Source organism: Arthrobacter sp. NPDC080073 (assembly GCF_040686575.1).
Lineage (GTDB): Bacteria > Actinomycetota > Actinomycetes > Actinomycetales > Micrococcaceae > Arthrobacter.
The window spans coordinates 150,637-163,731 of the sequence record NZ_JBFBKR010000011.1; the positions used below are offsets into that span (position 1 = coordinate 150,637).

The 13,095-nt window shown below is 63.5% G+C and carries 12 protein-coding genes; 3 read left to right on the plus strand and 9 right to left on the minus strand.

Translation table 11 applies throughout. From position 1 onward, the window contains the following. Positions 1-8 precede the first annotated feature (8 nt). The 7 genes from AB0O52_RS14200 to AB0O52_RS14230 all read right to left on the minus strand — a co-directional run bounded on the left by AB0O52_RS14200 (position 9) and on the right by AB0O52_RS14230 (position 8,657). Positions 9-2,261, minus strand: a complete 2,253-nt coding sequence (locus AB0O52_RS14200) for a TIM-barrel domain-containing protein (RefSeq protein ID WP_364538571.1) — start codon at positions 2,259-2,261, stop codon at positions 9-11. 1 nt (position 2,262) lies between these two features. Continuing rightward, positions 2,263-3,450: a glycoside hydrolase family 15 protein gene (locus tag AB0O52_RS14205; protein ID WP_364538573.1), complete on the minus strand. Its 1,188-nt coding sequence runs from the start codon at positions 3,448-3,450 to the stop codon at positions 2,263-2,265. Positions 3,451-3,549: 99 nt separating this feature from the next. After that, positions 3,550-4,800 (minus strand): sugar ABC transporter substrate-binding protein, encoded by a 1,251-nt coding sequence (locus tag AB0O52_RS14210; RefSeq protein WP_364538575.1) that lies wholly within the window; start codon positions 4,798-4,800, stop codon positions 3,550-3,552. 36 nt (positions 4,801-4,836) lie between these two features. Beyond that, positions 4,837-5,652 carry a carbohydrate ABC transporter permease gene (locus AB0O52_RS14215; protein WP_364538577.1) on the minus strand — a complete coding sequence of 272 codons (816 nt, stop codon included), beginning with the start codon at positions 5,650-5,652 and terminating at the stop codon, positions 4,837-4,839. After that, positions 5,645-6,604 (minus strand): sugar ABC transporter permease, encoded by a 960-nt coding sequence (locus tag AB0O52_RS14220; protein ID WP_364538579.1) that lies wholly within the window; start codon positions 6,602-6,604, stop codon positions 5,645-5,647. Before AB0O52_RS14220 ends, AB0O52_RS14215 begins: the two co-directional genes overlap by 8 nt. After that, complete coding sequence (locus AB0O52_RS14225; protein WP_364538581.1) at positions 6,601-7,815, minus strand: ROK family protein; 1,215 nt, start codon at positions 7,813-7,815, stop codon at positions 6,601-6,603. Before AB0O52_RS14225 ends, AB0O52_RS14220 begins: the two co-directional genes overlap by 4 nt. A 293-nt stretch (positions 7,816-8,108) precedes the next feature. Further along, positions 8,109-8,657, minus strand: coding sequence for a TetR/AcrR family transcriptional regulator (locus AB0O52_RS14230; RefSeq protein ID WP_364538583.1), 549 nt, complete (start codon positions 8,655-8,657; stop codon positions 8,109-8,111). A 115-nt stretch (positions 8,658-8,772) separates the two neighbouring features. Here AB0O52_RS14230 and AB0O52_RS14235 point away from each other — a divergent pair, with 115 nt between their 5' ends. Next, the gene (locus AB0O52_RS14235; RefSeq protein WP_364538585.1) at positions 8,773-10,194 is read left to right on the plus strand and encodes an MFS transporter; all 1,422 of its coding nucleotides are present in this window, start codon (positions 8,773-8,775) and stop codon (positions 10,192-10,194) included. A gap of 9 nt (positions 10,195-10,203) precedes the next feature. Here AB0O52_RS14235 and AB0O52_RS14240 read toward each other — a convergent pair whose 3' ends face one another. Both AB0O52_RS14240 and AB0O52_RS14245 read right to left on the minus strand, forming a co-directional pair. Then, positions 10,204-10,707, minus strand: coding sequence for a DUF664 domain-containing protein (locus AB0O52_RS14240; protein ID WP_364538587.1), 504 nt, complete (start codon positions 10,705-10,707; stop codon positions 10,204-10,206). 9 nt (positions 10,708-10,716) lie between these two features. Then, a complete protein-coding gene (locus tag AB0O52_RS14245) occupies positions 10,717-11,055 on the minus strand; it encodes a hypothetical protein (RefSeq protein ID WP_364538589.1) in 339 nt (112 codons plus the stop codon). Positions 11,056-11,188: 133 nt separating this feature from the next. Here AB0O52_RS14245 and AB0O52_RS14250 point away from each other — a divergent pair, with 133 nt between their 5' ends. Beyond that, entirely contained in the window at positions 11,189-11,509 is a 321-nt protein-coding gene (locus AB0O52_RS14250; RefSeq protein WP_364538591.1) for a hypothetical protein, read from the plus strand. Between the two features lie 93 nt (positions 11,510-11,602). Then, on the plus strand, positions 11,603-13,095 hold a 1,493-nt coding region (locus AB0O52_RS14255; protein WP_364538593.1), incomplete at its 3' end, for a DUF222 domain-containing protein.

Here is a 13,095-nt window from a genome sequence, read left to right on the forward strand (position 1 = left end):
CGGTCGGTTCAGGGGCGGACTGCGAAGATGCCCTTCATGCGGTCCCAAGCTTCTGCGCGTACAAATACGGGGATGCGGTTGAGCGGAGCGGGCACATCTACTGTTTGTTTTCCTGCGTAGCTGTCCCCCGTCCATGCGTCGATCCACTCGCCGGAAGGAAGGTAGATTGTCCAGGACCTGGTCCCCTCCTGGGTCACCGGCGCAACCAGCATGTCATCGCCGAGCATCCATTGCAGCGGGTGGTCCCAGACCTCCTGGTCTTCGGCATAGTCGAAGTACAGGGGCCGCATGAGTGGGGCGCCGGTGGCTATGGTCTTTCGGGCTTGCTCTGACAAATACGGGATGAGGCGTTCGCGAAGCTCCGTCAGTTCGCGGAATATCGGAATCACGGTTTCGTCGCCGCTTCTTTCCTGGATATTCCATGGGGTGCGGTCACGCGATGGCGTGCGGTGATGGTTGAATTCGGAGTGGTACTGCATGATGGGGACGAACACGGCCGCCGCCGCCGAGCGCAGATACAGTTCGGCAGTCGGCACGTCACCGGAAAACCCCGCAAAGTCCCAGCCCCAATACACGACGCCACTCGCAGCAGCGGATAGGCCGGCAAACATTGACCAGCGGAATGCATCCCAGGTGGAGTCCTCGTCACCCGCCCAAAAGGCTCCGTGGGCCTGGGAGCCAGTGAAACCAGCGCGGCTGAAAGTGACCGGCGCTTTGCCGGCAGACTCAAGCAGATCGCCATAGGCTTTGGCGTACGCAACCGGGAACAAGTTGTTCCCTTCGTCTCCCTTCATCCCATTGAGGTAGTGAAGATCCTCGCCCCAGGCGTGCTCCCCTCCGTCAGTTTTGAATCCGTCGATGCCAATCTCCTCAACCAGGTATCGCCGTTTCTCCGTCCACCAGCGTGCCGCCTCCGGATCGGTCAGGTCCGGCATAAGTCCAAGTGGGAACCACCATCCACGGTTCCGGTAAGGCCGCAGACTGCCGTCCGGCGCCTCCTCACGGATGAGCCTGCCTTCACGGATCGCGGCCTGAGCGTCGTTCAGAGCCTGACCGTGGGGGTGCGGCCGCATCTTGATGAGCGGGATCTGCCACAGGACCACGCGGATGTCCCGACTGTGGAGCTCGTCGACCATCGCTTTCGGGTCCGGCCACGCCCCCGCCTCAGGGAAAGTGAAGTCATTAAGCCGGAGAGGGCCGCCGTCGGGAGTGGGGTCATAGACGCCGTCACGGAACGCGGTGAAGGTTGCCTCGTCACTCCACGCCTCAATGACCACTGATCCCACAGGGATTCCAGTTTCGCGGTGCAGATCCATCTGCCGCATGACTTCTGCCTGGGTGTTCCACTCATTCCCGCTCGCCCAGAGCTTGAAGACCCAATCTGGAAGCTCCTTGGGAGACCCCACTTTGGAGAGGAAAGATTGCAGCACTTCGGTAGGCGTTCCGTCGAAGATCTGCAGGCCCAGGAGTGCGTCTCCGCGCACCGGCTCGGGCCCGACTTCGGCTTCAATGATGAGCCGGCTTTCGTCGGAAACGCCGATGTCGTACCACGTACGCCGCGAGGTCGCGACGTGGAATCCCCAGCCGTCGCCGCCCACCACATGGGCGAAGGGCATGGGCAGGTAGGTCTTCCGGTTTGCCCCCTGGCTTTTGTATTGCTCAAAGACGACGGCGTCCAGCGTGGTACCCCGGTGTTCAAGGGCGTCGAATCGCTCACCGAAGCCGGTAACCCGTTCGTTCGGGGCGAGTGCCAGCGCGAACCTGACCCGAAGGGGCCGGGAACCGTCGTGCAGTACTTCGACGGAGTCGCGGATCACCCGGTCGGTGCCGGTAATGTCCAAGGCACGTTCGGCAGGTTCCCACGTTGCCACTTGATAGCTGAACCATCGGGTACGTTCCGTCCGGCCCGCGGGGTTGTCAGCGCTGAAACGATACTTGTAGCTTGTCAAAGGATCGGCCGGGGCTAGCGTGGTCTGCCAACCGCTGGCAGCTCGAGCCAGTTTGGCCTGGGCTGAGGCGAGGTGGCCGCCGTCGACCACTTGTCCGCGGGAGGCCGCAGGCACTCTGGTGAGGGGCACGATCGAGTTGGTTTCTGACCCGTCGCTTCGAATTTCCGCCAATTCACAGACCACATTTGTCAGCTCAGGTGAGGTTCGTACGCCCAAGGTGACGGACTCGCCGGCTTGGGGACGGACAGGGCTGCGCTGATCGGTGTCGTTGACGTAGGGGTGTCCTGAGCCGAATGGTTTGTGGCGGATCAATTCAGAGTCCTTTTTCGTTCGTCTGGGGGCCGGATTCCGACCGGTCCATGGGGTGGATGGTGTCGAGGGCAATCGCGAGTCGGATGAACATGGCGTGGCTCCACAGCAGCGGACTGGCCGAAGGCCCCCAACGATCGATCCAGGGTTGCAGTTGTTCGGCGTCCAGGAGGTTCCCTTCCACCTGTTCGGGGAGTTCGGTGTTGTCCCGCGCAACGGAAGCAACCCAGAGAAGCAGTTCCCGTGCCCGTGAGCGGTTTCCGGCGGCTTCCTGCGCCAGTCCGAGAAAACAGCTGAGGAGGGGCCATTGGCCGCCGCCGTAGTAGCTGTCTGCCAGATAGCGGTGAACGCCGTTGCGGACCGTGAGCTGCTCTTCGACAGCGGAGATGGTCCCTTTTCCTACAGGGCTTACCGGCTCGAGGAAGTTCATTGGAGCGATGAGCGCCAGGAGGCTGCCGTCGAGCGCCTCCGTTCCCAGCCACTTGGTGAGGTGCCTGTTCCTGACGCCATCGTTCTGGACGCGACGTCGGATCAGTTCCACTGTCTCGGTGGCTCGCAGGGCTCTTTCCTCGTCCAGATGCCCGGCAGCAACAATGCTGGCCAGCCCCGAGGAAATGCAGCCGAGGGTGCTGACGTGCACTTGGTGGGCAGCTTCTTCCCACCAGTCGTAGCAGGGCCGGTCCCAGGAGCAGACCAGATAGTCAACCGTGAGGGCAACGGCCTCGTCCCACCGTTCAAGTGACCGGCCGTACCGGGTGCTGTGTTCAGCCAAGGCCCAAAGCCACGTACCGTAACCGTCGAGCTGAAAATCCCACCACTCATCGTTTCCGTCATCCCCCTCGAGGGTGAATCGGGCTGGCAGCATCTGCCCATCGGCCGGAGGCCTGCCGGCCAGGCTTTCCGCCACGATGTACCGAATTTTTCCGGAACGGGAACTCAAGACGTTCGAGCACCAGTCGAAGAACAGTTCGGCGGATTCAACATGCCCAGCGGCGGACATGGCGTCAGCAATGAACGAGCCGTCACGAAACCAGCAGTACCCGGCGTAAGCGGAAAACGACGGGCTCGCAGGGTAAGCGCCGCCTGGGGTCTGCTGTTCCAAAATGAGCTTGGTGCTTGCCAGGACTAGCGAACGGACAGTGGCATCGCCAATGAATGTCAACGTTGAACCTGGCATGGACTTGTCGATCATGTGCTTCTCTTTCAGGTCTTCAGGCAGCGAGCGTGTCGCGGCGCCAGCGGTCAGGTGACGCCGCGACTCGTGCTCCGGCCGCGTTCGGATGTGCCGGGCCTATTTCAACAGCGCGTTGATTTGGTCGGCTGCACCCTTCAGGGCATCAGCAGCCGTGGAGCGCTTCGCTTCGACTTCGCCTAGGGCGTTGTTGATGATGTCGACCATCTTTTGCTGGTTGTCGCCGATGACCGGCGGGAGGGCCACGTGGTCAAGGGCGTCGAAAATGGCCTGGCGGTTTGCCGGCTTGTCCTTTGCGAGATAGGGCTTCAGGACTGAGTCATCGGAGGTGGCGGGGAGTTCCCATCCGGCGCTGATGCGGGTCTGTGCCATGACGTCTGAACTGGTCATGTATTCGGCCCATTTCTGGGCGGCGGCCTTGTTCTTGGAGTTGGCCGCTACCGCAATGGCGTTGGAGAACTCCGCGCTTGCCTTCTGCGTGTCTCCGGGCTCGACGACGATGTCCCAGCTTTTGGGTGAATCGGCGAAACTGCTGGCCACCCAGATGCCGCTGTGGAGCATGCCAAGTTTGCCGTCCTTGAACAGTTTCGTGTCGAAGTCCGGGGTCCCGGCGCCTTGGGCGGGTGTAGGCATGGTGGTTCCGCTCTTGCCTGCCAGCCACTCGGCAGCTTTGATGCCCTGGGGCGAGTTGAAGGCGACGGATTTGCCGTCGTCGTTGAGGAATTTGCCCCCGGTTTGGGCCAGCGCTTTGTAGAACTCGTAGAAGCTCACGTTTTGGAAGTCTCCAAAGACGCCCGCGGCGCTGTCCGTGATCTTCTTCGCGGCAGCCGTCTCATCTGCCCATGTCCAGCTGGACGTGGGGTATGCGACCTTGGCAGCGTCAAAGAGCGCCTTGTTGTAGTAGAGGACGACGTCGGAGAAGGAGCTGGGTAGCGCGTACTGCTTGCCGTCTGACTGGTAGGACTGCAGCAGTGACTGCTTGTACTTTGAACCGTCGACTCCCTCGAGGGGGGCGACAGCCCCACTGGACACGTAGGATCGCAGGTTCGCGTATTCGATATCGAAAGTATCCGCTTGCGTCCCAGCCGCCAGATCAGTCTGGAGTGCTGTGGCGTAGTCCTTGTAGGGCAAGGTGGTGACCTGGACGGTGATATTGGGGTTGGCTTTTTGGAAGGCCTGAACAATGGTGTCCAAGTTCTTCTCGTTGCCACCATTGGACGTGAAGTTTGCATATCTGATGGTCACTTTTTCACTGGTTGACGCGTCGGGGCTTCCTGCGGAGCCACAGCCGGTCGTTGCCAGGATTGCGGCCAGGGCGAGGCCTAGAGCGGCCAAGGGCTTCTTTTTCATGTCTATCTCCATTGATAAAGGGGGGAGCAGGGCGGCCTATTTGAGTCCGGTTCCTGCAACCCCTTGGATGATGTACTTCTGGGTGAAGATATAAAGGGCAAGCATTGGAAGGATGCTGACCACAGATCCAGCCATGACGATGTCCCACTGGGTTGTGTACTGTCCTTGGAGCCCCGCCAACGCCACGGGGAGGGTCTTCATTCCGGGGGTGCGCAGGATAATCAGCGGCCACAGGAAGCTGTTCCAGCTGTTCAGGAACGCGAACACGGTCAGGGTTGCAAGTGCCGGACGGACCAAAGGCAGGACGATCAGCCCGAAGATCCGGAAGTGGCCCGCACCGTCCAGCGTTGCTGCCTGGTCGAGGTCGGTGGGAACGGAATTCATGGCTTGGCGCAGCAGGAACACCCCGAATGCGCTTGCAATGCCCGGTAGCAGAACGCCCAAGTACGTGTTGATAAGGCCGAGGCTTTTCATCTCAACGAACAATGGAACAACGAGGACCTGCAGGGGAACCATCATGGTGGCTAGATAGACGGCGAACACGGCGTTGCGCCCCTTGAAGGGCATCCTCGAAAAAACATACGCCGCCAGGGAGCTCGTAACGAGCTGGAACACCGTGGTGAGGATGGCAAGGATCAGGCTGTTAAGGACGATCTGGACGAACGGGAGCCGTTGGAGCAACTCAGCATAGGCGGAAAGTGAAGGGTTCTCCGGGATCAGCTGAGGAGTGGCAGACAAGCCGGACCCGGGGCTGATAGACGTTACGAGAGCCCACAGGAAGGGAAACACCATCACAGCGGCCCCGGCGACCACAAGGATGTTCAGCGCGATCAGGCGCGGGAACTTACGCATAGTTCACCCACTTCTTTTGGCCCCGCACCTGGATCAGGGTGATGACCAGAATGAAGAGGAACAGCAGCCATGACAGGGCGGATGCTTCCCCTGCCCGGCCGTAACGGAACGTGAGGTCATAGATCTGCTCAACTACCACTTGGGATGAATTGTTTGGCCCGCCTCCGGTCATGGCATAGACCTGGTCAAACACTTGGAAACCATTGATCAGTGACAGAACGATGACGAAAAACGTTGACGGAGACAACATCGGAAGCGTAATGCTGAACAGGCGCCGCCACGGGCCGGCGCCGTCGACCGTCGCAGCCTCATACAGTTCTTCAGGGATGGCCTGCAGCCCGGCAAGCAGAATCACCATGACGAACCCAAGATCTTTCCACGCGGAGGCGAGGATGATCGCCGGCATTGACCATGACGGGTCTGTCCACCACCCCGGACCGGCAATGCCGATCAGTCCAAGGAGCCAGTTCACGATGCCCGTGCTGGGATTCAGCAGCCAACGCCAGACGAGCGCCACCACGATCCAGCTCGTTACCACCGGAAGGAAATAGAGGCCCCGAAGCATGCTGCGCCCTTTGATCCGAGTGTTCAGGGCGAGGGCGATAGCAAGGCCGCCGACATACACGAGGGGTAGGTATCCGACAATGTAGAAAACGGTGTGAAGGAACGCGCCCTGTGTACCCGGATCCGACACGAGCCTGGCGTAATTGTCCAGGCCCACCCACTTCATCGGGCCAACCAAGTTCCACTGGTTCAGGCTGATCCAGAATGCGGACACCATGGGAACGATCGTGAAGAACAGCAGTGGCAACGCACTCGGCAGCAGGAACAACGCAACGGTCAATGCATACCGTAGACGCGGCGCGGCCTTCCGTCGGATAGGTGCAGGATTGCCTCCGCTTGTGGTGGTGACCCTGAGAAGGCCCGGCTTCGAATTTCCAACAGTTGTCATGACCCGATTACCTCCCCTACGGGCGTGCTGAGGCGGGCCCGTACCCTACGTCCCTGTTCGCCGGAGCTTTCTCCGCTGTAGAACGGGGTAGATGCGACCAAGGCCGCCGCACCGCGGGCCCAGCCCTCGTCGTCCCAGGACTCGACGATCACGGGAACGCTCCGGCGGTCGGAGGTGAGCGCAGCCCGGAATGCCTGCTCGAAACCTGCCTTCCAATGGCTCCAGGCCAGGGTGCCCTCACCGCTGACAATCACGATTTCCGGGTCAAGTACCTGTACTAGACCCGCAACGATCCGTCCCAGGGGTTGGCCTGCTTCGCTGAAAATGTCCTGTGCCATGGGGTTGCCCCTGTCGGCCTCGGCCTGCAAATCGGCCACAGTTCCTGCAGGCTGGATCACGCCCGACCGGCGTGCCTGAGCGACGAGCGCCGCTTCACCTATCAAGGCCTCAATGCAGCCACGGTTACCGCAAGTGCACAGCGGCCCTCCCGTCACCGCAGCGATATGCCCGATTTCACCGGCACCGCCGCGGCTCCCGCGGACGACCGTCCCCCCGGTGACGAATCCAGCACCGACGCCCTCACCGATGGTCACGACGAGGAAGTCGGCATGATCGCGGCCGGGCCCATAAAGCCGCTCCGCGACGGCGAGAGCGTTGACATTGTTTTCGACCAGCACAGGTACGCCGAGCTCCCGGCTCAGCACAGCGCCGAGGGGAGCCTGCCGCCAACCAAGGAGGCTCGAATCGACCACCCCGCTTCCCTGCGCGTCGACGGACCCAGGAACGCCAACCCCGACCCCCAGGATGGGAGCGCCACTGCCCGAATCCCGGAACGCGCGCACGAGTTCGACCAAGGCCGACAGGAACGTGACCGAGGAGGCGTTGAACGGCTGGCTCTCGGCCCGCAGCACCTGTCCCCCAAGCTCTGTTTCAACCAGCGCAACGTGGTCGTTGGCAACTTTCATGCCGACCACCCGTCCTGCGGAAGCCGCCAGCCCCAATAGACGGGCAGGACGCCCTCCGTTGGATGGCGACATCGCCAACTCCCTCACGAGACCATCCGAGATGAGGTCTTTTACAAACTGGGTCATCAGTGCCGGCGAGACCCCTAGCCCCCTGGCAAGGTCGGCGCGGGATGCGCCGCCAGAGGTGCCCAGAAATGCCAAGATCGCAGAGCGGGTAACGTCAGCGTTGCCACTCGGTCGCGACATGTGAACTCCTTTGTTTAGAACTAAATAAAGATTAGAACTATGGTGCGGGTCACGTCAAGGGAAGGTTCACAAATATTGGAGAGGGCTGGGCGATAGCCTGTCGGCGGGCACCTAGAGGCCGACGGTCAGCTCGCGTATGTGAGCGAGCGAGTGCGAAAAATGCCCCATAAGTGAGCGAGCGTCGCCCAAATCCCAAAGCGCTCCGCGCGGCAGGAGGGTCGGGAGCGTCGGGAGGGTCGGGGACCGCCGTCGGGAGGGCCGGGGACCGCCGTCGCGCGGTCCTCTAACCCGCGTCAGGAAGCGATAAGTCCGTCAGCGACTACCGCGAGCATCGATGCTGCTGCATCGGAGGGAAGTTCGCTGCTATCCACAACCACGGCCACGCCGCCGACGAGCCGGCTGATCTGCATTGCATCGACTCCAGGACGCAAGGCCGAGTCCAATGCTTCGATCACGCGCTGATTGGCCCCAAGGTAGGTCTGGCACTTTGCTGCAAAGGGGGAACCGGGGTCGCCGAGCGCGGCGGTAATCCGTGCAGCGGCGCCCTTGTGTTCTGTCAGCATGGACGCATAGTCGGTCAGCCAACTCAACAACCGCTCCCGCGCGGGAGCGTCGAGGGTAAGTGCGTGGCTGACGGCGGTGTTGACCTTCTCTGCCCACGCCTCGAGGACCGCGTCGTACAGCGACTCTTTGGTCGGGAAATGCCGGTAGAGCGTGCCGGGTCCAACCTCGGCCGCTTTGGCGACTTCGTCCATCGAAACGGCTTCGTAGCCTTTGACCCGGAAGAGTGCACGCGCAACCTCCACGATCCGGTCGCGGTTGCGTTGAGCGTCAGCGCGCACAGAAACACCTTTCGATACATCATTGCAAAACGGAGAGTGCCTCCGTATAGTTCTAAGCGGAGCAACTCTCCTCTTAGTGTACGTCAGCCCCTTCGGCTAGAACAGGACACCTCCCATGACACCCACAATCGCCACACGCGCTCCCGCCGGGATCACCCGGATAAGCGGAAATCCGCGCGGCCGCGCCGGCAGCCTTGGCCTCTGGTTGGTCATGCTCGCCCAACTCATGCTTGTCCTCGACGCGACCGTCGTGAACGTCGCGCTCCCCCACATCGCCACCGACCTCCACTTCGACCGGGCCGAGCTCAGCTGGGTCTTGAACGGCTACGCGCTCGCCTTCGGCGGCCTCCTGCTGCTCGGCGGACGGATCGGTGACGTCCTCGGCCGTCGTCGCACCTTCCTGGTCGGCGTCGCAGCCTTCACACTCTTCTCACTGCTTGGCGGCCTGGCCACCTCGCCCCTCCTCCTCGTCATCGCACGCGCACTCCAAGGCCTTGGCGCGGCATTCGCTGCCCCGAGCGTTCTCGCACTGATCACCACCAGCGCAAAGGACGACGGCGCGCGGAACCGCGCGCTCGCCCTGTTCTCCGCCATTGCCTCAATGGGCGGCGCCCTCGGGCTCATCCTCGGCGGACTGCTCACCGACACCACCAGCTGGCGGTGGACCCTCTTCATCAACGTGCCGATCGGCGTCGTGGTCCTCATTGCGGTGCCGCGCCTCGTCGCGGAAACTCCCCGGCGCCCCGGCCGCTTCGACATCCTCGGAGCGGTCACCGCGACGGGCGGCGCCGTCGCGATCGTGTGGGGTCTCATTCAAGCGGGCGACGTCGGCTGGTCCAGTCCGCGCACGATCGGCGGCTTGGTTGCCGGGGCAGTACTGATCGCAGTGCTCGCCGTCACCGAACGGAGGGTGGCCCACCCCCTGCTCCGTCCGCAACTGCTGCGCAGCCCGAGCCGCGTGGCTTCGCTGGCCGCGATGGCGGCCACCTACGGCGGGATGCTGGCGATGTTCTTCCTCATGGTCCAGTACCTCGAAGACGATCTGCATCTCACGCCCATGGTGACCGGGCTGGCGTTCCTGCCGATGCCGCTGAGCATCTTCGCGATGTCGCGGATCGTCCCGCGGCTACTCGAACGCTTCGGGGCCGTCCGGCTGGTCATCTTCGGTACCGCCCTTCGCGTCGTCGCCTTCTTGCCGCTGACGCAATTGAACACGGACACCCCGTTCGCCCTCGTTTTGCTTGCACTTCTGGGAACCGGAATCTCCGCCGGCATGACGTTCATGCCGCTCACGACGCTCGCGCTACGCAATGTCGAACCCGAGCATGCAGGGTCCGCCTCCGGGCTGTTCCAGACAATGCAGCAGCTGGGCGGCGCGGTCGGGCTGGCGATCGTGGCTTCGATTTACGCGGCCTTCGCTATCCCCGGCGACTTCCTGATCGGCGGCCGGGCCGGGTTCTGGTCGGCCACCATCCTCTCCGCGCTCGCGCTGGCAGCCGTCCTGGGGTTGGTCTTCAAACCCCGGAACGCGGCATGAGGAGTACGCTCACAGGCCGCCTAAGCCCTTGGCATAGGCGGCCTGCCCCACGTGTTGAAGGCAATCGGCAATAGTGCTGACCAACCGCACGCCTAGAGTGACGGGCGGATCCCAGCGGGTGTCGACAATACGGTCAAGGTCTTTGTCGCCGAGGGTTTCCAGGAACGCCACGGTCTGCCGGTGGACGGCGTCGTAATATTCGAGCAGCAGCTCCGGCGGGGCCTGAACCGCGTCGACTTTATCGCTCGAGTGGCCGTATCCGGTGTCGCGTTCAGGGAGCGGAAGGTTGAAGCGGCTTGCGAAGTCCTGCGAAGTCCACACCTGCTCGACGCCGGCGACGGAAGCGAGCTGCACGTCTTCCACCCGGCTGAGGTGCCAGATCAACCACGCAATCGAGTTTCCGTTCCCTTCGGGCCGACGGACCAGGGACTCGTCGTCGACCCCCTCAAGGGTGGCGCCCACGGTGTCACGGATCCGGCCAAAGGCATCCTGCAGCAGTTCGTTGGATTTCATCGCGTCCCTTCACTGAGTTCCTCGTCGAGACCTCACGAAGTCCCAGGCCTCATGTGCCAGGGCCAGCCATGACTCTTCATCGTCGGCAATGACGGTGAGCCATTCCTTCATCGCACGGCCCTTTCCGGCGTCAAACGGTGCCCCAACTCCGGTTCCGATCAACGTCTCGACCCGTTGGCGCGGCAGCTTCACAACAAGCCTGCCTCCGGAAATCATCGCAAAAATCGAGCCGTGGACCTTTAGTGCGTTCGAACCGAATCCGCGCTGCCCGGGTTCTCCCGGCACGCTCACGCCCGGGTTGGCCCTGAATTCATCGATCAGTGCGTTGAAACGCTCCTCCGGCAGCATGGGAACATCTTCCCGCCCAGGGTGTCGGGGAACAACCGGTAACCGTCAGCGAAGTGGGCGGTCCCCAGACACCATGCGGATCGGCAGGCATAAACTACAAGCAGAACGTCTCTTCCGACGCCGGGGAGCTCAAATGGACACTGAATTCGCTGATGTCATCGGTCATGATGTCACCACGATCACTTGTCTCTGCGGAAACACCGTCAGCAAAGAGGGATTGATCCAGGCCAACTCACAGGGCGTCCCTGTCTACGCGGGAGCAGACACACCGGTCCCCGCCGGGCTGGCTCCGTGGCCCGACGATGAGGACCTCTACACCTTGTGTCCGTCATGCGGCCGCGTTTACCACGACACCGTCATTGAAGAGACAGGGACCGCGCCCGTTGCCTTCCAGATCGACATCAGCGGCCCCATTGCCGAGGCGATCCGGGTTCATTGGGAGCTCAACACCTGATTTTTGAGACGTGTTTTCCTTGTTTCGCTTTTCGCGGGGTCGATTGGCAGCGCGGGGGCCTTAAATGTCAGACCCCCGTGACAGGGTTTATTCATGGAAGGCATCGGTCAACTCGCGGCACCTCGGGCAGTAGTCGCCCCCGAGGTCGGGATTGCGGCGTTGGGACGTCTGTCCCGCCGCCTGACGCCCGTTCCTGCCTGGCATGCCGGGCAGCAAAGCCCGGCCGCCGTGCCGCCGCGGGCCGCGCTGCCGCCGGCAACAGCCCTTGACCAGGCCCTGGCGGCGATGGATGCGCTGCGCACTGCGGCTGTCTCCGAGGCCCGCGTGTTCGGTTTCCGTGATGCCGCCGATTTCGCCGGCACGGTCGAGGAGATCTCCCGCACCGTCGAGTTTTTGCAGCTCGTCGCAGCCCAGGCCGTGGAACGGACCCGGAGCGAAGCCCAGACGGCGCGGCAGTCCTCGTCGGTGCCGGGGTGGCGGACCGGCTGGACGGAGCCCACGGCCGCGGAAGACCCGGCCGCCGCCACCGCGGAGGCGGGAACTGAAGCCGATACGGCAGCCGCGGCCGGCCCGCAAGGCTCCGCTGCCGCCTTCCCGGCAACCGCCGCGTCCAGCCTCACGGCCGCAGCAGACCCGGCCTCTGCCGCCGCCCTCACGGCAGCACCCTGCGTTGCGGAGGCGGCCGACGCGGTCGATGACGGGTACCGGAACGCGGCCGAATTCCTGCGCGCCAGGCTGCGGATCGGCATCGGCGAGGCCAGGCGCCGGCTCGCACTGGCCGCCGGCGTGCTCCCGCAGACCGGGATCGCCGGGCAGGACGTCCCCGCCCGGCACGAGGTGCTCGCCGCGGCCCTGTCCTCGGCAGCCGTGCCGTCCCGTTCGGCCACGGTGATCAGCACGGCCCTGGACCAGGTACGGCACCTCGCGGACGCGGAAACCGCCCGGCAGATGGAGCACTCCCTGACCAGCACCGCGGCCCAAAGCGACCCCGATTTCGTCTCCCGGATGGCCGGACGCTGGGTCGATGCCATCGACCAGGACGGAACCGAACCCGGCGAGGACGAACTGCGCCACCGCCAGGGAGCGTTCATCCGCAAACCCCGCCGCGGCCTGCACCACCTGGAAATCTTCGCCACGGCCGAACAATTCGAAACCCTCGCCACCGCCATGAACACCGCCGCCAATCCGCGCCTCCAACCCGACACCGCCGGCACCGGCACCGACGGCGCACACACCGGCACCGGCACCAGTCACCCGCCGTTGGACCGCCGCTCCCGGGCCCAGAAACTCCTGGACGGACTCACCGGCGCCTGCGCCGTGGCCCTGGCCACCGGCGAACTGCCCGCGAACGGCGGCCTCCGGCCCCAGGTGATGGTGACCATCGACTACCAAGACCTCCTCAAACGCCTCGAACGCGGGCGCCCCGAACGCGTCGACGGCGAAACGCCCGCCGGCCCGCGCCTCAGCAGCGGCGCGTCCACGTTCCAGGGCCCGATCCACCCCTCGGTCATCCGCAAGATCGCCTGCGACGCGGACATCATCCCCGTCCTGCTCGGCAGCGAGGGCCGCGTCCTGGACATCGGCCG